This window comes from Novosphingobium sp., assembly GCF_036820275.1.
GTDB lineage: Bacteria > Pseudomonadota > Alphaproteobacteria > Sphingomonadales > Sphingomonadaceae > Novosphingobium.
In genome coordinates this window covers 128,205-147,054 of the sequence record NZ_DAISLT010000004.1, presented here as the reverse complement: position 1 = coordinate 147,054, position 18,850 = coordinate 128,205, and the positions used below count along the sequence as shown (strand labels likewise).

Sequence of the window (18,850 nt, the reverse complement as noted above, 5' to 3'; positions counted from 1 at the left end):
CCTCTGGGGGGAGCGGTCACTCAGATCGAGCGCCGCCCCCCGGTTGGGTGAATGTCAGTTGGCGAGCGTGGCCTGCGCGGCAACGGGCGCGCTGGGACCGGAGACAGCGTGAGCCGCCTTGGGGTCCGCCGCGATCTGGCCGCGACGGGTATTGACCTTGGCCCCGGCAATCGCGGCCTGGTAGTTGGAGATGACGACGCGGTCCGTGGGCGCAAGGCCCGAGCGGATCACCCGCAGGCCGTCCACCAGCGGGCCGAGTTCGACCGGCTTGGCCGCGACCACGCCGTCCTGCCCAACCGTCAGGACGACCTTGCGCGCCTGGTCGGACTGGATCGCATCGTCGGGCACCAGCATGGCCTTGACCGTGCCGCCTTCCGCAAGGCGCATGTTGCCGAACATGCCCGGCGTCAGGAAGCCGTCGGCATTGTCGAGCACAGCGCGCACGCGGATCGTGCCGGAACGCGGGTCGAGGCCGTTGTCGGTGAAGTCCAGCTTGCCGTTCCAGCGGTACTGAGTCTCGTCCTGAAGACGGACCTGGACGTTGGCGGCATCCTTGTGCTCGGCCTTTTCGCGCTGGGTCTTGAGGAACAGCGCTTCGGAGGCATCGAAGGTGAAGTAGATCGGGCTGACGGCGTTGATCGTGGTCAGCAGCGTGGCGCCGGTGCCGTTCTCGCCCGAGACGAGGTTGCCCACGTCCACGCGGCGATCCGAAATGCGGCCCGAGATCGGCGCGCGCACGGTGGCGAACTCGACGTCGAGCGCGCGCTGGCGCACGCGAGCCTCGGCCCCTGCCAGCGCGGCAGTGGCGGCGCGGACCTTGGCGCGAAGCTGGTCGACTTCGCTGGCGGCCATGGCCTCGTCACCCTTGAGCCCGGCGACGCGGGCATAGTCGGATTTCGCGAGGACGAGCGCGCTCTGGGCGGAGGCCACTTCGGCCTGCGCTTCGGCGAGCGAGGCGCGGTAGGGGCGCGGATCGACGGTGAACAGCGGCTGCCCCTCGCGGACGAAATCGCCGTCCTTGAAGAACAACTGCGTGATCGCGCCGGAGACGCGCGGACGCACTTCCACCGACTTGCTGGGGGCGAAGCGGCCGACATAGTCGTCCCATTCGGTCACGTCGCGGATCAGCGGATTGGCGGCCTGGACGACGGCAGGCGCCATCGGCGCCGCGTCGGCTTCGGCATGGTGGAAGGTCTTCCAGCCGATACCCGCCACCGCGATCAGCGCGATGGCGGCAACGGCGGCCTGACGCCCCCTTTTCGGACGAGTGCGGGGCAGTTCGGCCTCCGCCTCGACTTTCGCAAGGGTTTCTGGGGATACGGGGAAATTCACGCGGCAAGCCTCCGGAACGGGGCGCGGGCGCGCCCGATAAAGTCGATGACGGCACCGATCTTGGCCTCGCTGTGGCCGGCCACGCGGGCTTCCTTCATGACGGAAGCCGGCAGCGTGTAGCCATGGTGCCAGGCCTGCACGGCCAGGCGGCGCAGCGCTTCGAGCTGCTCGTTGGCGAGCATCGGCGAAGGCGGCTGCGGGCCGAAGATCAGGCGGGCGAACCAGCCGCGCTTGCGCTGCGGCTTGAGCGTATCGAGGCCGTCCTCCCGAGCCAGTTCGACGATCCTGCGCTCGAAGCGCGACAGAGGCTCGGAAACGGCAAGAGAAGGCGTCTCGGGAACGGTACGAAGAGCGGGCAGCGCCTGGAGCGCCGCATCGGTGAAGTCGATGAAGGCCATGTTGTGTGCTCCCTGGAAAATTGCCCGGCGCGCGCCCTCGGGACAGGAGGGGGAAGGAGGGGCGCGCGCCGGGGTGTTCCGGCGCAAGGGGCGTCGGAAAGTCTTGGGGCGCAGAAGGACACTTCCCGGAATCGCACTTCCGAAAACGCCTACTGCACAGGTTCGTAGTCTCAGGAGACGCCTGTGGGGGACAGGCGGCACCAAGGGAGGTCCGGTTGACCGGACCCTGGCGAACTCGGCCCCGTCACTCCCTCAAGCGGCGAGTCGGGCTACCTCGTTCTGTACCACTTGGTATATATTGCGGTGCGGTATCTCGTCAAGCGACTTTCTGTACCGCTTGGTAAGATTTGTTCGAAACCGCCGTTTTCAAGGGGCTTAACGCCGGTTGAACGGGATTTTTGTGGTTTGCCGAACGGGTTGTGAGACAGGCTGCCTCAGAGAGAGACCCATCCCCCCTCGACCGACGCCATCCTGAACTTGTTTCAGGATGGCATGGCGGGAGGTTGGAAAGCCTAGCCCAGCCTCGAAGCGCTCAGCGCCCCGGCCACATCGTCAGGTAAGTGTCGACGACGCCCTTCAGCTCCTGCGCGCAGGAGCCGCCCTGGGCCTTGACCGACATGCCCTGAAGCACCGTGGTCAGGCATTGTGCCAGACAGCGAGGATCGACGCTCTCGGGGAGATCGCCCTCGTCCTTGCCGCGCTCGAAACGCTCGATCAGGGCATCCTCGGTGGCGATCCGACGCTCGGTCACGAAATCGCGGATCGAGGGGTCTTCCATCGTGCAGGTCACGGTGGACATGACGCCGAGGCAGCCGTGCGGATCGCTGCCGCCACAGTGAGTCGAGATCGCACCGGTCAGCAGCCGTTCGGCGACACCGCGGGCGGTGGGCGCTTCCAGCGCCTTGCCGACATAGGCCAGCTTGTCCCGCTCATAGAGGTCGAGCGCCTTCTTGAAGAGCGCTTCCTTGTTGCCGAAGCAGGCGTAGAGGCTGGGCTTGGTGATGCCCATCGCCTCGGTCAGCTCCGCCATTGACGCGCCTTCGTAGCCGCGCTGCCAGAACACCCGAAGCGCAGCCGTCAGGGCCTCTTCAGGGTCGAACTCGCGCGGGCGACCCCGAGTCGATGTGGGAGCGGAACATTTCATACCGGTCGGTATATAGGTAGCGTGCTCCTGTCCGTAAAGTGTCACGCTCGATCACAAACCGAGCGTGACACGCAACAGGTGCCGCTATTGCCGTTAGCCGACGAAAGCGCGTTCGATCACGAAATCGCCCGGCTTGGCGTTCGAACCCTCAGTGAAGCCCCAGGATTCGAGGTCGTGCGAGAAGTCCTTGATCATGTCCATCGAGCCGCAGAGCATCACGCGGTCGGTCTCCGGGTTGAAGCGCGCATCGCCCTTCAGACCTTCGAACAGACGGCCGTTTTCGACCAGCGCGCCAATGCGGCCGGTCGTGTGGAACGGCTCGCGGGTGACGGTGGGCACGTAGTGAAGCTGCACCAGCGCCTGCTCGGCGACCAGCGGATCTTCGGCCAGCTGGCTTTCCAGTTCCTCGCGGTAGGCAAGGTCGCTGACGCGGCGGACGCAGTGGACGACGATGATCTCGTCATAGAGATCATAGACGTCCGGGTCGCGGATCAGCGACATGAACGGCGCAAGGCCGGTGCCGGTCGAGAGCATGAAGAGACGCTTGCCGGGCAGCAGCGCGTCGGTGACGAGCGTGCCGGTGGGCTTGCGGCCGAGATAGATCTGGTCGCCCGGCTGGACGAGCTGGAGGCGCGAGGTCAGCGGACCGTCCGGCACCTTGATCGAGAGGAACTCGATTTCCTCGGCCCAGGAGGGGCTGGCGATCGAATAGGCGCGCAGCAGCGGGCGCTTCTCGCCCTGAAGACCGAGCATGACGAACTCGCCCGAGCGGAAGCGGAACGAGGCCGGGCGCGACATCGTGAAGCTGAACAGGTGCTCGTTCCAGTGGCGGACGCTGAGAACTTCTTCGACCGAAAGGGCCGTCGTGGGTTCAAGAGTGGGCATCACGGCCTGACCGTCGCTCATCAATTCATTCCTCGGGTGGTAAAGTGGTAAAGCTCAAGTATCTGGGCTCACGTATCGGCCCAAACAGGCGCGAAACCCGTGAGTCGATCGTTTCGGCGGGGTTTTCGGCAGAACCGGCATCGCCCCGAGCGACATCGACACACCCGGCGCGCATAGCAGAAGCAGTCTCAGGCGCAAGAGCGGTCTCTGGCGCCCGGTGCCGGGAGGTTCCGAAACGGTCCATGAGCTTGAAGTATCCGCCTGATAGCCTCGAACCGCCGGCATGCAACGCAATTGCATTTGCATCGCCGAAAGCCAGACTTCGGCACAGAGACCAGGAAGGACCCGGCGGTGCGGCAAGGCCCCGGAGGGACGGCAAGGAGGACCGCGGAAAAGCCATGACACCGCGACTAGCCTTATTGCTATCGTATCGCAATAGCATATATCGCGCCGAAACGCACGGTCAGCCGCCGCGCAACTGGCGGCGCAAAGCCTTCAATTCCCGGTTCAGCTCGGCGATGCGATCCAGCGAAACGCCGGTCGCCTCTACCAGTTCGCCCGGTACACAGCGCGCTTCGGCGGCGGTTTCGCGGCCCTTGTCGGTCAGAGTGATCCGCACCACCCGCTCGTCCTCCATGGAACGGCGCCGCTCGACCAGCCCGGCCGCTTCCAGCCGTTTGAGCAGCGGCGTCAGCGTATTCGATTCGAGGAACAGCTTCTCGCCCAGTTCGCTCACCGTCTGGCCGTCCTGCTGCGCCAGCCCGAGGATCGCGAGGTATTGCAGGTAGGTCAGGCCGAGCCGGTCGAGCAGAGGCTTGTAGATGCGGTTGAAGGCAAGGCCGGTGGAATAGACCGAAAAGCACAGGAAATCCTCGAAGGGGTCGAGATCAGCTTCCGGCTGCGAAGGATGGGTCTGAGTCATGCCCGCAATATAAATCGCGCGCGATTGAATCGCAACGCTTGACATCCAATCACGACTCATACATTTAGATCGCACACGATTTAATCACTGACGATCTAAATGGAGAACCACGATGTCGATCAATCCGCTCTACAAGACCAGCGCCACGGCAACCGGCGGCCGCGACGGCAAGGCCCGCACCGATGACGGCGCTTTCGAAGTGACCTTGGGCACCCCCAAGGAACTCGGCGGCAACGACCAGGGCAACAATCCGGAACAGCTCTTCGCCTCGGGCTACGCGGCCTGCTTCCTCGGCGCGATGAAGTTCGCCGCCAGCCAGGACAAGGCCCTGCCCCGCGTTCCCGCCGACACCACGGTCAATGCCACCGTCGGCATCGGTCCGCGCAGCGACAAGGGTTTCGGCCTGACCGTCGAACTGCGCATCACCCTGCCCGGCGTCGAGCGCGAAGCCGCCGAAGCGCTGGTTGCCGAAGCCGACACCATCTGCCCCTACAGCCACGCCGTGCGCGGCAATATCTCGGTGACGCTCGCCGTCGCCTGAGCGACTTCAGGTCCCGTCGTGTCTGCCGGGGAGCGCCCCTCCCCGGCATGACATTTCAACTATCTGGAACAAACCGGATCAACTTATCCCAATTCCCGGAAAGCCTGGAAAAGAGGAAGAAGAGGCCAGCCCAGCAACGCATTCGAAAGCCCCCCGCCATGTCCGCTTCTTCAATCCCATCCACGATCGCGCCACCCGCCTTGCCGACGCCGCCCAACCAGTCATCATCGCCATGGGAACAGCGGGCCTGACCGGCGGCGCCATGGCCGCGATCGCTCTCTTCACTGACCGCGCCATGCAGTCCCGCGCCGCTGCCCAAAGCGCACGCTGACACGCCCTTCTCTTTCCGTCGAAGGACATGAGGGCAAAGACTTTCCCCGAGGCTGCGGACAGTCTATCTGTCCCCGCGAAACGCCACGATGCCTCCTACCGCGCCGCCTTCCTCCTCCCGATCGGGCCTTGAAGCGACTTTTCTCGAGAATCGGGACAAGCTGCTGCACTTCCTGCGCGCCCGCGGTGCCGGGGATGCGGCGGAAGACCTGGTCCAGGAAGTCTGGCTGAAGATCTCGCGCAGCACCCCCGGCCCGGTCGCCGCGCCGCTGTCCTACCTGTTCCGCACCGCCGACCTGCTGATGATCGACCGATTCCGCTCCGCCCGCCAGTCCGGCACGCGTGAGCGAGACTGGACCGAGGCCCATGCGGACGAAGCCGGTGCCTCCCCCGAACCCTCCGCCGAACGCCGCCTTTCCGCCGCGCAGGAAGCCGGGCACGTGCTCTCGCTGCTCGAGAGCCTCGGCCCGCGCGTCTCGGCGATCTTCCGGCGCCACCGGATCGACGGCCTGCCGCAGAAGCAGGTCGCCGTGGAACTCGGCATCAGTCTCAGCACGGTGGAAAGCGACTTGCGCGTTGCCTATCGGGCGCTCGCCCAATGGAAGGAACGCAGCGATGAGGCCCTATGATGAGGCCTGGGCCGATCGTCTCCGTCTTCGCCGCAGAAGGAGCGCGCGATGAGTGATGACGACAAGATCAGGGGCGAAGCGCTCGGCATTAATGCCGCTGCGCTCGACTGGGCGCTACGCGTCGGCGACCCGGCCTTCGAGGACTGGGAAGGCTTCACGCATTGGCTCGACGAAAACCCCGCTCATTCCCGCGCCTATGACACCGTAGCCGCCGCCGTGGCCGACGGCGCCGAACTGATCGGCTCGGCAGCGCCCGCCAACGACGATGCGCAGCCGGCGACCATGGCTGCCGCGCCCCGCCGTCCGCGCCGCGCATGGCTGGGCGGCGCCATCGCCGCCTCGCTCGTGCTCGTGGGCGGCCTCTGGGTCTGGCAGGCGGGCAGCCGTGATCTCTACCGGATCGAGACCGCACCGGGGCAGGTCCGCACCGTCGCGCTCGACACGCAGACGCGGGTGGACCTCGCGGGCGGCACCGCCATGGAGTTCGACCGCAAGGACCCCCGCTTTGCCCGGCTGGAAAGCGGACAGGCGCTCTTCACCGTCCGCCATGACGAGGCGCATCCCTTCCGCGTCACCGTGGGCGAGGACACGCTGGTCGACGTCGGCACCGTGTTCGACGTGCGCCACGACGGCGAAGACCTCAGCGTGGCGGTGTCGGAAGGCGCGGTGCAGTTCAATCCCAAGGCGCAGGACTTGCGCATTGCCCCCGGCGAAGTGCTCCGGCGGCACGGCAAGGCCGGGGACTACACGCTCGGCAAGATCGCACCCGCCCAGGTCGGCGAATGGCGCGAGGGACGCGTCACCTTCGAGGATACGCCGCTGGAAGCCGTCGCCGCCGACCTCGCCCGCGCGACCGGCGTGGCCTATGCCGTCGCGCCGGGCAGCACGGACCGCAAGGTCTCCGGCTCGCTGCTGGTCGCTCCGCTGCGCGACGATCCTGCCGCGCTCGGGCCGCTGCTCGGCGTGAAGGTGCGCGAAGACGGAAACCGCTGGGTGATCGGCGTGCCCTGAACATGAGAGGTGCGGCGTGGCTTCTGGCGGCCGTCGCGGCCATGCCTCTTCCCGTCCTCGCCCGCGAGGCGGAAGTCGCCACACGTGCGGGCACCGCGAGCGAGGCCGTCGTCGACCTCGCCCGGCAGACCGGCACCAGCATCGTCATCGCCGATTCGACAATTGCCCGGCGCACGATCCCGGCGCTGCGCGGGCGCATGGACGTGGCTGAGGCGCTGAACCGTCTGGCCCGCGCGGCCGGCGCGCGCGCGGTGCCGGTCGGGCGGGCGGCCTGGCGCCTCGAAGCCGCACGCCCTTCGGCGCCGCTCGCGCGTCCCACCCGCGAGACGCCCCGACCCGCAGCCCCGCGCCCGCCGATCGAGACCCACAGCGAACCCATCGTCGTCCAGGCCACCAAGCGCGACCTCCGCATCGAGGATGTGCCCGGCCAGCTCGCGATCCTCGACGGCAAGGCGTTGGAAACGGGCGGCGTCGGCGGCACCGAGAAGATCACCCGCCAACTCGCGACCGTCTCCTCGACCCATCTCGGCAGCGGCCGAAACAAGCTCTTCATCCGCGGCATCGCCGATTCCAGCTTCACCGGCCCGACCCAGGCCACGGTGGGCCAGTACCTCGGCGACATGCGGCTGACCTACAATGCGCCGGACCCGGACCTGCGGCTGTCGGACCTCGCCCGCGTGGAAGTGCTGGAAGGCCCGCAAGGCACGCTTTACGGCGCCGGATCGCTGGGCGGAATCATCCGCCTCGTGCCCAATGCCCCGGTCATGGGCGAGACCGGCGGCACGGTGATCCTCGGCGGCTCGCTGACACAACACGGCGCGCCCGGCGCGGATGCCAGCGCCACCGTCAACCTGCCGGTAGCGGGCGAAAGCGTGGCCCTGCGCGCCACCTTCGACAGCGCCACTTATGGCGGCTACATCGACAAGCCCCTGCTCGGCCGCAGCAACGTCAACCGCTCAAACATGCTCGGCGGCAAGCTCGCCCTGCGCGCCCGAATCGCGCCGGACTGGACGATCGACGTGATCGCCCTCGCCCAGAGCACCGAGGCGGACGACAGCCAGTACGCGGACCGGAACGGCCAGCCGCTGGAAAGCTCGGCGCGCGTGCCGGAAGGGTCGAAGGCGGACTATGCCCTCGGCCAATTCGTCGTTTCCGGGCGGATCGGCGACGTCAACCTGCGCTCGACGACCGGCGTGGTCGCGCAGGACCTCCACGAGCATTACGACGCCAGCGAAACGGGCGGCGAACCGCGCCTGTTCTCGCAGACCAACGACACGCGGATGATCGTGCACGAGACGCGGGTGTGGCAGAGCGAGCGCCACGGCTTCGGCTGGCTGCTCGGCGCCAGCTACACCCACAATCGCACGGTCCTGAACCGCGATTTCTCCACCCCCCTGTTCGACATGCGCAAGGCGGCGACCGGGGTGCGCAACACGATCGACGAATTCACGCTCTACGGCGAGGCGAGCCTGCACCTCATGGGACCGCTCACCGCGACCGGCGGCGGCCGCTTCACCCGCTCGCGCCTCGGCGGCGACGGCGAGGATATTGCCCCAGCCGCCGCCGCATTCCTTTCCACATCCGGCGTGACCGCGCGGCGCACGATGAACCGGTTCCTGCCTTCCTTCGCGCTGAATGCCCGGTTCTCGCCGGAAGACTCGCTGTACCTCCGCTATCAGGAAGGCTTCCGCCCCGGCGGCTTCGCGATCGAGAGCAACGTGGTGCGCCGCTTCCAGAGCGACCGCACCGGCACTTTCGAAATGGGCGCCCGCCACGGCCGCGCCGGTGCGACGCCTTTCGACCTTGCACTGAGCCTGTCCTATACCCGCTGGCAGGACATCCAGGCCGACTTCATCGACGGCTCCGGCCTGCCCAGCACCGCCAATATCGGCGACGGACGCGTCTGGTCCGCCAGCATTTCCGGCGGCGTGCTGCTGGCACCGGGCCTGCGGGTGGAACTCGGCGCGACCTGGAACGAGAGCAAGGTGGACGAGCCTTCGGCAGCGCTGGTGCAATACGTGCTGGCGCCGGTCGGCCTTGCAGCGGCGACGCTCTCGCGGGCGGACGTGCTGCGCTATGTCTCCACGCGCGGCATGCAGGTGCCGAACATCGCCCGGTTCGCGGGGCACTCGGCGCTGGCCTGGACCCATGAAGTCAGCGCGGACTGGACGCTGAATGCCAATGCCTGGGCCAATTACATCGGCCGCTCGCGTCTCGGTATCGGCCCCGAACTCGGCGCACCACAAGGCAACTATTTCGACAGCGGCTTCGACATGCGGCTCGGCACTGCAAGCTACGGCGTCACCCTCAGCGTGACCAACCTCGCCGACGTGCAGGGCAACCGCTTCTCGCTCGGCACCCCGTTCAGCACCGGGCGCGAGCAAGTCACACCGCTGCGTCCGCGCACCGTGCGCGTGGGACTCGACGCGCGGTTCTAGAACCGATCCCTTCCCCGCTTACGCCTAAGTAGTGCCCTCCGGCTTGCAAAAATTTAATCCCCGACCCACGAGGATTAGCCGTTCTCGCCCGAGTAGCCCCGCGAATAACACTTAATAACCAAGGCATTCCGGCGTATTTTAGGCCACCTTTTCTGCCGGTGGCTCGACGGGCGCCGCGCCGCGCAAAGATAGACGCGGCGCCCGCGGCCCCGGTTCAGGGGTACGATACAAGGGAGGGCACCCGGAATGTCACAGGGACTCAAGCGGCGGTTTACGTCGTGCCTGTCGGCGGCAGCGCTGACGGCAGCACTGGTTTCGACATCGATGCTTGGCGGCTGTTCGTCGCCCACCGCATCGATGCCCACGCTCGCATCCGCTCCGGCAGGAAACTACCGGGTGGGTGCGGGCGACAAGCTCCACATCGTGGTGCAGGATCTGCAAAGCGCCAACGGCGACTATATCGTCGAGGACAGCGGGGCGATCTCGCTGCCCTATATCAAGCAGATCGATGTCGTCGGGATGACCTATCGCGAGATCGAGCAGGGCATCGCCGCCTCGCTGCTGCGGCAGGGGATCATGACCGGAGATCCGGTGGTAAACGTCGGGCCGGTGGAACTGCGGCCCTTCTATGTCGTCGGTGAAGTCAACAAGCCCGGCCAGTTCGAGTATCGCCAGGGCATGACGGTGCTGGCGGCCATCTCGGCGGCAGGTGGCTATACCTATCGCGCCCAGACCGGCAAGGTCGCCGTGACCCGCATCGTGAACGGCAAGGACGTGACCTCCAAGGCCGACGAGTTCGCCACGGTCCTGCCGGGCGACCGGATCCGCGTCTACGAGCGGTGGTTCTGAGGCCATGCGGAGTGCCATCGCACTGGCCGCGCCAGTTCCGTTCCTGCTCGCTGTCCCGCAGCAGGCCCTGGCCCAGGCGCGCGACATCGGCTCGACCGCTTCTGCGGTCTATCCCAACGATCCGGAGTACAAGGACCTGCCGATGCACCTCGGCTCGCTCAATGTGAGCCTCGGCGGCGAGGCACGGGTGGAATACGACACCAACGTCTATGCCACGCCGAGCAATGCCCGCGACGACGTGCACCTGGAACTGACGCCGGAAGTGCAGATCGCCACGGCGCCCGGGCCGCTCAGCGCGCAGGCGCACGGTTCGGCGACGATCCGGCGCTTCGCCGACCTCAAGACCGAGAACACCGAGGCCTGGGTGCTCGACGGCTCGCTGCGCTGGTCTCCGGAAACGACGACCTCGGTGACCGGCCGCGCCTTCTACCAGCGCGCGGTCGAGGAACGCGGCAGCCCGGAATCGCGACAGGACCCGAATTCCGGTCCGCGCGAGATCGACAGCCTCGGCGTGGACTTGCGGTTCCGCCACATGACCCGGCGCCTGCTGTTCGACCTCCAGGGCAATGCCACCAAGTACGATGCCCTGTCCGCCGCCGACGCCAACCGCGACTTCACCGGCCTGAACGGCGTCGCCACGGTGGGCTGGCGCGTCACGGGAATCACGTTCGTGACCGCCAGCGCCTTCGTGGCCAAGCGCGACTTCCGCCTCGAGCGGACGCCGAGCGGCAGCAAGCGCAACACCACCACCTGGGGCGGCCGCGTCGGCGTGGAATTCGAACCGGGCGGTGTGCTGGAAGGCAATCTTTCGGCCGGTATGTTCCGCTTCGTGCCGGAAGACAGCCTTGCGAAAAGCCGCACCGGCCTTTCGGTCTCAGGCAGCGTGACCTATCGCCCGCGCCAGCGCACGGCCTTCATGCTGGACGCCTTCAACGGCGATGTCGCAACCTTCCGCAGCGGCGCCCAGTCGCGAACCGACACCACGGTCAAGCTCTCGGTCCAGCAGGAGATCCGCCACAATCTCTACGCCACCGTGGGCGGCGGCTATCGCCGCAGCCGCTACAACGGCTCCGGCGTCAAGGAACAGACGCCGACGGTCTCGGGCGAGATCGAATATATCTTCTCGCGTCGAATGTCGGTCGCGGCCTATGCCAACTACGGCAAGCGCACCAGCGACGATCCGACGCTCGAATTCGATCGGGCCAAAGTCGGCGCCTCGTTCCGTATGCGGTTCTGACCAGGCAGGCGGGATTGCCAAGCAAGCAGGGGATGGCCGGACATTAGACCGGCCATCCCCTCTTTCGTCCCAGCCCTGAGTTCGCCGTTGCGCGCCTGGTGAAGCGATGGTGCGGAAAGAACGGCGGAAATTCCTCACCCCCGCGCCAGTTCCTCGTAGACGGCGGTGACCTGGCGGATGTGATTCTCGCGCGAGAAACGGCGGCGGGCCTCGCTGCGCGCGCGGGTCCGGATCGCATCGAGCCGTTCGGGATCGGCGAGCAGGTCGGCGGCGGCATGGGCCATGGCCGCGGGGTCGTCCAGCGGGCAGAGCACGCCGCAGCCCCCCTCCAGCGCTTCGGGGTTGCCGCCGGAATCGGTGGCGACGACCGGAGTGCCGACCAGCATCGCCTCTACCAGCGTACGACCCAGCGGTTCGCGCGCGGCGGGAACGAGCAACAGGTCGCAGCCCGCCAGCCATTCGTGACCCGGCGCGCGGTAACCCATCATGTGAACCCGCGCGTTCCCCGAGATCCGCGAAATCCGCTCCGGCAGGGCATCGCCGACCTCGGTATTGCGCGGATCGCCGAACATCAGGCCGACCACCGGCCTGTCCAGCAAGACGCCCAGCCGCTCGACCGTCTCGACGAATTCGAGCGGGCGCTTGCGCTGTACGAAATTGCCGAACCAGCCGCAAATCACCGCATCGGGGGCGCAGCCGAGTTCCTCGATCAGGGTGCGGCGCATCGTCGCCCAGTCGGCCGTGACGCTGGTGTCGAAGGGGCTATAGACGACTTGCGCGGCTTTCGCCGCGCTGCTGCCGCCCCGGGGCAGGGAGAAGCGGGAAACGGTGAAGATCCGGCTCGCCAGCAGCGGCGCCGCGTAGCGCAGCCCGCGCGCGTCGGGGTCGCCGCGATGGTGCCAGACCAGCTTCGCCCCGGCCAGCCGCGCCGCCAGTGCCCAGCCCGCATGGCTGCGCCCGTCGTTGCTGTGCACCAAGTCGATCGCGTTCTCGCGCAGGAAGCGCACGCGGCGCGGCACGCCTGCCAGCGCGCGCAGCGCCTTGCCGAAGCCGAACCGTGCGCCCGGCACGAAAGACCGTGCGGGCGGCGCCGGGTCGGGCACTTGCGCGAATGCCGAGAAGAATCCCGCGATCGTGCCGCCCGGCATTTCCGGCACGACCATCAACTGGTAGCGCCCCGGATCGAGGCCTTCCATCAACCCCCGCGCGGAAACGTGGCTGCCGCCAAGTTCGTCCCCCGCGAAGGGAAAGCAGATGCGCAAGGGACGGCTTCGCACTTCGGTTCTCGTGCCCGGTGCCGTGATTTCCCGCTCAAGCGGGGCTGCAAGGCTGCTCAAAGACCGAACCCTTTCTCGCGATAGCTGAGGAATTCCTCGAAATTCTCGATCCCGTTGCCGTTGGCGTCGCCCCAGGCGTCGTTGCGGGTAGGGTCGAGACCGTTGGCGCGTTCCCAGGCATCGTCCATGCCGTCCTTGTCGTTATCGACGTAAGGCGTGCCGGAAGTCGGTGTCGGGATCGCCGGAACGGGTTCGCCGATGCGTCCGGTGCGGTTCTTGACGTCGGCCACCGCCGCCTTGTCGATGCCGTCGCGCGGGAAGGCCCCGGCACGCGCGAGAACCGAGGCATAGGCCGCAGATGCGCTCATCGGCTGGACCGTCAGCGGGCACGGTGCCTGCTGGATCTGGGCGGGCACCACTTCGGGGCTGACGTGCTTGAAATTGCCGTCGAAGGCATTGTCCCAGAGATAGATCGAAGCGGTTCCGGTGGCCCCTTGTGTCTCGCGGGCGACACCTCGGCTCTGGGTATTGGTGTTGGTTCCGGCGATGAAGCTGTTGCCGACGATCGAGACCGGGCTGCCGCCGTAGCTCTCCCATACCTCGGCGAATTCCGACTGGGCATTGTAGAGCACGTTGTTGATCACCTCGACACAGGAACCCTTGGGGAAGTTGATGTCGGGGTTGCGGTCTCCGTTATGGGCGCAGAGATTGCCGATGAAGCTCAGCTTCTGCTTGTCCACCGGATCGCTGGCCAGCAGCGCGCACTTGTCGTGCTTGGGGATGCCCCAGGCGAAGATCGAGTTGCTGATGGTGATCTCGTCGTTGTCGTCATAGCCGTTGATCAGCTCGTCGCGCGCCCAGGAGGCGCTGACATGGTCGATCACCACGCGGCTGCTCTTCTCGATGGTGATGCTGTCCTCCGCCTCGCGGTTGCCGCCGACGCGGTCGTTGCGGACGCGGATGCCGCGCACGACGACATCGTGGGTATCCTTGATGACCAGCGGCGTCAGGCCGTTCTTGCCGCCGCCATGGGCCAGCGTGATGCCGCTGCCCGGCGCGGTCTGCCCGGCGATCGTCAGATAGGGCGACATGATCCAGGGCGGACGCTGGGTGAAGCGGATCACCCCGCTGACCCGGAACACGCAGACGCGAGGGCCGGTGGCCGTCACGCAGGCGCGGTAGGAACCGGCGCCGGAGTCGGCCAGCGTGGTGACATAGATGATCCGCCCGCCGCGACCGCCCACGCTCGTCGCCCCGTAACCGACGGCGGCGGGGAAGGACTTCTTGCCGCTCGGGACTTTCACCACCGGGGCCGCCGCCATGACTTCCTCGCTCGTCGGCCCCGCGATGCCGAGCACGACGGCCGCAACGGCCACGCCCGCGGCCGTCAGGACCAGGATTGTGCGCAGAGGGAGTTTCTTCCTGAGTCTCACCGCCGTCATGCCGTTTCTCCTGCCGTTTAGGGACGAAACCCTCCGGCGCGGTTCCCGAATGCCCTGGAGATCGCGGGGAAACGACGATCGCGGACCTGGAATCTCGAACGCTGCCCCCACGCAGAGCCATGCAAGGACGGCAACGTGGTCCTCCCGCCCCCCACGCACAAGTTACCATTTGGACTTAGCCCGGCAGGCCGCCTCCCCCTTTTGCGCTAACATCTATGCGCTCCCTTATTGTCCGGACTGGCCTTTGCCTTGGGGCGATTCACTGGCCCATGATCGCTGGCATGGCCGCTATCCTGACCCAGCTACCCGACGACGGGACGCAGCAATCCGCATCCTGGCGGCCTGTTAACGCTTCGGCGCTCCCTGCGGCGCGCGAGTCGGCCTCGCCCTATGATCGCGCGATCGGCGTGCTACTGCCCGCCGCCGCCTTCTTCCTGAGCTGGTGGCAGGTGGGGCGCCTTCCCAATGCCAACCTGACGATGTCGGACATGATCCTGATCGTCTGCACCCTGCTCATGCTGGTCTCGCGCGGGCTGAACGCGCGGATGATGGGGCGGATGTCGGTACTCTGGGTCGGCGGCATCGTGATGCTGCTGGGCGGCATGCTGGTCGGCTCCACGATGCACGGCGACTTCACCCGCTGGCCGGTGGTCGCCGGACAATATGCCTTCGCGCTACTGCTGATCCCGATGGTGCTGGTCAACTGCACGCTACCCATGCTGCGCAAGGCCGCGCTCGCCTATGTCTGGGGCGTCGCAGTGTCGCAGGCGGTGGGCATCGCGCTGGTCAACCTGTTCAGCCGCGACATGATAAACCAGTACGTCAACAAGTACGTGGTTACCGGCAATGGCCGCCTGGGCGCCTTCACCGGAGAGCCCAATTCGAACGGCGCGGTCTGCGTCTTCGCGCTGATCTTCCTGCTCCATGCGGTGATCGAGAGGCGGCTGCGCCCGTTCGTCGCCGTACCGCTGGCGCTGGTGATCGTCGCCGGGATGGTCTATTCCGCCAGCTTCACCGCCTTTGCCACGACGATCCTGTCGATCGGCTTCATCCTCGCTCTCTCGCGCATCCGCACGGTCATTACGATCGCCCTGCCGGTGCTGCTGGTGGTCGGCGCCTATGTCGGTCTCGGCGGCCCGGTCCCTGCGGTGTTCGAGCAGCGGGTGGGCGACGCGGTGGTCTCCGGCGACCCGACCAAGGCGGGCACGTTCGTCGGCCGCTCGGTGCTGATCGAGGAAGCCTGGCAGATGTCGGGCGACAACCTGCTGATCGGCCTCGGCAGCGACGGCTACCGCAAGGCCAGCGCCTATGGGATGCCGGTCCACCAGCTCTACCTGCTGGTGCTCAATGAAGGCGGCGTGGTCTCCTTCCTCGGCCTGTGCCTGATGTTCGCGGCGATGTTCGTGCACGGCACCTCCATCGCCGGGCGAAGTCGCACCGACGGGGTCTGCGCGCTGGCGCTGCTTGGCGTGTTCTTCCTTTACGCGATGTCGCTGCCGCACATGTTCGCGCGGATGTGGAACGGCCCGCCGATGCTGATGTTCGCGCTGGCGAGCGCCGGAGCCGGAGCCGCCACCCTTTCCATGACACGGCGCCCGGCCTGGCGCAGCCAAGCCGAACCCTCGGAACCAGAACGGACTTCGGAAGCAGGATGACCCCCATCGAAAGCGCAAGCGAGGTCGCCGTGCACAGCGAGGCTTCCTTCCTGTCCCGGCAGTTCGCCCGCTGGCGCGGCAGCGAGATGCTGCGGCCGCATCTCGTCAATATCGGCCACCTGCTCTCGGGCAATTTCGGCGGCGTGATGATCATGATGGCGAGCCTCGCCATCGCCACCCGCGCGCTGGGGCAGGAGCAGTTCGGCATCCTTGCCGTCGTCCTCGCGATCGGGCGCGTCTGCGAGCGGCTGATCCGCTTCGAATCGTGGCAGCCGCTGGTGCGCTTCGTCGCCGTGGAGGAAGAGAACGGCGACGTCGGCCGGATGTCCTCGCTCTATGCCTATGGGCTGCTGCTCGACGTGGCCAGCGCCCTCGTCGCCGCGGTGATGAGCGTGCTGGTGGCCTGGCTGGCGGGAGACCTGATCGGCATCGGCCGCGGCAATGTCCACCTCGTCGCCATCTATGCCTGCGCCATCGCCTGCAACCCGCGCGGCATGGCCAGCGCCGCGCTGCGCCTCGCGGGCAAGTTCCGCATTCTCGCCTATGTCCAGCTCGCCTCGTTCGTCGCCCGCTTCGCGCTTTCGGTACTGCTCTATGCGCTGGGCGGCGGACTGATCTGGTTCGTGCTGGTCTGGACCGTCAGCCAGATCTTCGACTCCGCCCTGTTCAACCTGCTCGGCTTCCGCGCCTTGGCCGAAACCGGCATTCCCAGCCCGCTCAAGGCCGACTGGCGCGATCTGCCGGGCCGGTTTCCGGGCTTCATGCGCTTCGCGATCTCGACCAACCTTTCCTCCACGCTGCGCACGATGACGCACGAGATGGATACCCTGCTGGTCAGCACGTTCGCGGGCGCCACCGCCGCCGGTCTCTACTATCTCTCCCGCCGCATCGCCAAAGTGGCGCAGACCGCAGGGGACATGATCCAGACGGTGATCTACCCCGACCTCGCGCGCCTCTGGAGCAAAGTCGGACCCGGTGCGATGGGGCAGCTGGTCTCGATCCTGCAACTCTCGCTCGCGGGGATCGCGCTTGCGGCGGTGGGAGCCTGCTGGCTGATCGGCAGGCCCGCGATTGAGCTGGTGTTCGGCCCCGGCTTCGCCGACAGCTACCAGCTCCTGCTCGTCCAGCTCTTCGCGGTGCTGCTGACGCTCCACGCGACCCCGGCGCGCGCGGCGCTGCTGGCGATGAACCGGCCGACCTACGTGCTCGCCGCCAGCTCCGCCTCGACCGCCGCATTCTTCACGGCAGCCTTCCTGCTGATCCCCCGCTACGGCGCTCTGGGTGCCAACTACGCCCATATCGCCTTCGGGCTGGCGACGGTGATCCTGCTCGACTTGGCGTTCTGGCGCAACTTGCGCCGCGCCGCGCACGAACCGGCTCCCGCCAACGGCACCTACGCCATGGAGACCGAGTCATGACGGTCCATTCCCCGATCGATGCCTTCCCCAGCGATACCGAGCCGCCGCAGCCGCTCAAGGTCAGTTCGATCATCACCAGCCTGACCTCCGGCGGCGCGGAAGTCCTCGTTACCAATCTCACCACCGCCTTTGCCGCCAAGGGCGCGCGAGGAACCATACTCGCCCTCTGCGATGCGCCGATGCTGGGCAATTCGCCGGAGATGGAAGGCGAACTGATCGACCAGATCGCGCAGAGCGGCTGCCGCTTCGAATCGATGCGCCTCACCCGTCGCCGCCGCCTCCTTCCGGGCGTGCTGGCCCTGCGCCGCCATCTGGCCGAGGCCCGGCCCGACGTGGTTCACGCCCATACCGTGCGCGCCGTGGCGATGCTGGCCTTCAGCGGCTTTTCCGGGCCGATCGTCTTCACCTATCACAACAGCCGCCTGAGCTTCCCCCCGGCGCTGTTCTCCGCGCTGGACCGGGTGGTCCACCACTATGTCGCGATCAGCAACGACACCGCCGGGATCTACCGGCACTGGTCCAAGAGACCGTTCACGCTGATCCAGAACGCGCCTTCCTCGCGCTACAAGGCCTCCTCCCCGCGCGTCGCGGCCCGGCGGCCCTGCAACGTGCTCTCGGTCGGCGCCGTTTCCGACCAGAAGAATTATCCGCTGCTGATCGAGACCGCCCGCGTCCTCAGAGACCGCGCCGGCGAGGCCGCGCCGCCCCCGGTCCTGCGCGTCGCAGGCGGCGGCGACGGACTGGAGGCCCTGCGCGCCCGCGTCCGCGAACTGGAGCTGGACGATGTGGTCGAGTTCCTCGGCGAGCGGCGCGATGTGCCCGACCTGCTGAAACGCAGCGACCTCTACCTCAACACCTCGCATTACGAGGGCTTTTCGGTGGCGATCCTCGAAGCCATGGCCATGGGCCTGCCGGTCGTCGCCACCGACGTTTCCGGCAATCGGGGCCTCGTGCGGCAGGGCCAGAACGGCTTGCTCTGCCCGCTCGACAAGCCCCAGGCGCTGGCCGCGGCCATCCTGCGGCTGACCCAGGACAATTCGCTCTACCGGCAGTTTTCGGCCGGGGCGCTGGCGACCAGCCGCGAGTACACGATCGAGAACGCCGCCGCGCGGCACCTCGAACTCTACTCGGCCCTGCTGCGCCGCCGCGTCCCCCAAAAGGACTAGTCTCTATTGGGACCTGCGCGGCCCCGATGACCTTTTTGCACGGTCAGGCTTTGACCGCATAGTTCACGATGAAGACCGTCCCGCGTGGACGACTCCGTACCGGCACCGTCCCGAGGGGGGGCGGCAGGGTTCACGAAAGCCGACCGCAAGGCGGCGAACATCACCTCGTTGGAGGG

17 protein-coding genes are annotated in these 18,850 nt (G+C 67.1%); 9 read left to right on the top strand and 8 right to left on the bottom strand.

All coding sequences use genetic code 11. The features are described from left to right. Positions 1–54 precede the first annotated feature (54 nt). The 5 genes from V7066_RS04905 to V7066_RS04885 all read right to left on the bottom strand — a co-directional run bounded on the left by V7066_RS04905 (position 55) and on the right by V7066_RS04885 (position 4,681). On the bottom strand, positions 55–1,332 hold the full coding sequence (locus V7066_RS04905) for an efflux RND transporter periplasmic adaptor subunit (protein WP_334182128.1): 1,278 nt from the start codon (positions 1,330–1,332) through the stop codon (positions 55–57). Beyond that, positions 1,329–1,730: a hypothetical protein gene (locus V7066_RS04900; protein WP_334182127.1), complete on the bottom strand. Its 402-nt coding sequence runs from the start codon at positions 1,728–1,730 to the stop codon at positions 1,329–1,331. The genes V7066_RS04905 and V7066_RS04900 overlap by 4 nt, the downstream gene beginning before the upstream one ends. A gap of 532 nt (positions 1,731–2,262) precedes the next feature. Then, the gene (locus tag V7066_RS04895) at positions 2,263–2,874 is read right to left on the bottom strand and encodes a TetR/AcrR family transcriptional regulator (protein ID WP_334182126.1); all 612 of its coding nucleotides are present in this window, start codon (positions 2,872–2,874) and stop codon (positions 2,263–2,265) included. Between the two features lie 93 nt (positions 2,875–2,967). Next, the gene (locus V7066_RS04890) at positions 2,968–3,780 is read right to left on the bottom strand and encodes a ferredoxin--NADP reductase (protein ID WP_334182125.1); all 813 of its coding nucleotides are present in this window, start codon (positions 3,778–3,780) and stop codon (positions 2,968–2,970) included. Between the two features lie 442 nt (positions 3,781–4,222). Further along, on the bottom strand, positions 4,223–4,681 hold the full coding sequence (locus V7066_RS04885) for a MarR family winged helix-turn-helix transcriptional regulator (RefSeq protein WP_334182124.1): 459 nt from the start codon (positions 4,679–4,681) through the stop codon (positions 4,223–4,225). Between the two features lie 112 nt (positions 4,682–4,793). Here V7066_RS04885 and V7066_RS04880 point away from each other — a divergent pair, with 112 nt between their 5' ends. Beyond that, entirely contained in the window at positions 4,794–5,222 is a 429-nt protein-coding gene (locus tag V7066_RS04880) for an organic hydroperoxide resistance protein (RefSeq protein ID WP_334182123.1), read from the top strand. Positions 5,223–5,277: 55 nt separating this feature from the next. On the opposite strand, the gene V7066_RS04875 is transcribed toward V7066_RS04880, so the two are convergent. Next, the gene (locus tag V7066_RS04875; protein ID WP_334182122.1) at positions 5,278–5,556 is read right to left on the bottom strand and encodes a hypothetical protein; all 279 of its coding nucleotides are present in this window, start codon (positions 5,554–5,556) and stop codon (positions 5,278–5,280) included. A gap of 85 nt (positions 5,557–5,641) precedes the next feature. Between V7066_RS04875 and V7066_RS04870 the strand changes: the two genes are divergently transcribed. From V7066_RS04870 to V7066_RS04850, 5 genes are all read left to right on the top strand, one after another. Then, a complete protein-coding gene (locus V7066_RS04870; protein ID WP_334182121.1) occupies positions 5,642–6,181 on the top strand; it encodes an RNA polymerase sigma factor in 540 nt (179 codons plus the stop codon). A gap of 48 nt (positions 6,182–6,229) precedes the next feature. Beyond that, a complete protein-coding gene (locus tag V7066_RS04865) occupies positions 6,230–7,192 on the top strand; it encodes a FecR family protein (RefSeq protein WP_334182120.1) in 963 nt (320 codons plus the stop codon). A 41-nt stretch (positions 7,193–7,233) separates the two neighbouring features. Continuing rightward, on the top strand, positions 7,234–9,630 hold the full coding sequence (locus V7066_RS04860; protein ID WP_334182119.1) for a TonB-dependent receptor: 2,397 nt from the start codon (positions 7,234–7,236) through the stop codon (positions 9,628–9,630). A gap of 246 nt (positions 9,631–9,876) precedes the next feature. After that, complete coding sequence (locus V7066_RS04855; protein ID WP_334182118.1) at positions 9,877–10,479, top strand: polysaccharide biosynthesis/export family protein; 603 nt, start codon at positions 9,877–9,879, stop codon at positions 10,477–10,479. A gap of 4 nt (positions 10,480–10,483) precedes the next feature. Further along, positions 10,484–11,716: an outer membrane beta-barrel protein gene (locus V7066_RS04850; RefSeq protein ID WP_334182117.1), complete on the top strand. Its 1,233-nt coding sequence runs from the start codon at positions 10,484–10,486 to the stop codon at positions 11,714–11,716. A 134-nt stretch (positions 11,717–11,850) separates the two neighbouring features. On the opposite strand, the gene V7066_RS04845 is transcribed toward V7066_RS04850, so the two are convergent. Beyond that, positions 11,851–13,053 (bottom strand): glycosyltransferase family 4 protein, encoded by a 1,203-nt coding sequence (locus V7066_RS04845; protein ID WP_334182116.1) that lies wholly within the window; start codon positions 13,051–13,053, stop codon positions 11,851–11,853. Continuing rightward, a complete protein-coding gene (locus tag V7066_RS04840) occupies positions 13,050–14,435 on the bottom strand; it encodes a pectate lyase family protein (protein ID WP_334182115.1) in 1,386 nt (461 codons plus the stop codon). The genes V7066_RS04845 and V7066_RS04840 overlap by 4 nt, the downstream gene beginning before the upstream one ends. Positions 14,436–14,716: 281 nt before the next feature. Here V7066_RS04840 and V7066_RS04835 point away from each other — a divergent pair, with 281 nt between their 5' ends. From V7066_RS04835 to V7066_RS04825, 3 genes are read left to right on the top strand one after another with little or no spacing between them, the layout of a single operon-like run. Continuing rightward, entirely contained in the window at positions 14,717–16,090 is a 1,374-nt protein-coding gene (locus V7066_RS04835) for an O-antigen ligase family protein (protein WP_334182114.1), read from the top strand. Next, positions 16,087–17,508, top strand: coding sequence for a lipopolysaccharide biosynthesis protein (locus tag V7066_RS04830; protein WP_334182113.1), 1,422 nt, complete (start codon positions 16,087–16,089; stop codon positions 17,506–17,508). The genes V7066_RS04835 and V7066_RS04830 overlap by 4 nt, the downstream gene beginning before the upstream one ends. Then, the gene (locus tag V7066_RS04825) at positions 17,505–18,674 is read left to right on the top strand and encodes a glycosyltransferase (protein ID WP_334182112.1); all 1,170 of its coding nucleotides are present in this window, start codon (positions 17,505–17,507) and stop codon (positions 18,672–18,674) included. Before V7066_RS04830 ends, V7066_RS04825 begins: the two co-directional genes overlap by 4 nt. The last annotated feature ends 176 nt before the right edge of the window (positions 18,675–18,850 follow it).

Coding starts and splice junctions, on each gene's coding strand:
- V7066_RS04865 (WP_334182120.1), top strand. CDS start 6,230: ATGAGTGATGACGACAAGATCAGGGGCGAAGCGCTCGGCATTAATGCC.
- V7066_RS04870 (WP_334182121.1), top strand. CDS start 5,642: ATGCCTCCTACCGCGCCGCCTTCCTCCTCCCGATCGGGCCTTGAAGCG.
- V7066_RS04890 (WP_334182125.1), bottom strand. CDS start 3,780: ATGAGCGACGGTCAGGCCGTGATGCCCACTCTTGAACCCACGACGGCC.
- V7066_RS04835 (WP_334182114.1), top strand. CDS start 14,717: ATGGCCGCTATCCTGACCCAGCTACCCGACGACGGGACGCAGCAATCC.
- V7066_RS04840 (WP_334182115.1), bottom strand. CDS start 14,435: ATGACGGCGGTGAGACTCAGGAAGAAACTCCCTCTGCGCACAATCCTG.
- V7066_RS04825 (WP_334182112.1), top strand. CDS start 17,505: ATGACGGTCCATTCCCCGATCGATGCCTTCCCCAGCGATACCGAGCCG.
- V7066_RS04860 (WP_334182119.1), top strand. CDS start 7,234: ATGCCTCTTCCCGTCCTCGCCCGCGAGGCGGAAGTCGCCACACGTGCG.
- V7066_RS04900 (WP_334182127.1), bottom strand. CDS start 1,730: ATGGCCTTCATCGACTTCACCGATGCGGCGCTCCAGGCGCTGCCCGCT.
- V7066_RS04880 (WP_334182123.1), top strand. CDS start 4,794: ATGTCGATCAATCCGCTCTACAAGACCAGCGCCACGGCAACCGGCGGC.
- V7066_RS04850 (WP_334182117.1), top strand. CDS start 10,484: ATGCGGAGTGCCATCGCACTGGCCGCGCCAGTTCCGTTCCTGCTCGCT.
- V7066_RS04895 (WP_334182126.1), bottom strand. CDS start 2,874: ATGAAATGTTCCGCTCCCACATCGACTCGGGGTCGCCCGCGCGAGTTC.
- V7066_RS04885 (WP_334182124.1), bottom strand. CDS start 4,681: ATGACTCAGACCCATCCTTCGCAGCCGGAAGCTGATCTCGACCCCTTC.
- V7066_RS04830 (WP_334182113.1), top strand. CDS start 16,087: ATGACCCCCATCGAAAGCGCAAGCGAGGTCGCCGTGCACAGCGAGGCT.
- V7066_RS04855 (WP_334182118.1), top strand. CDS start 9,877: ATGTCACAGGGACTCAAGCGGCGGTTTACGTCGTGCCTGTCGGCGGCA.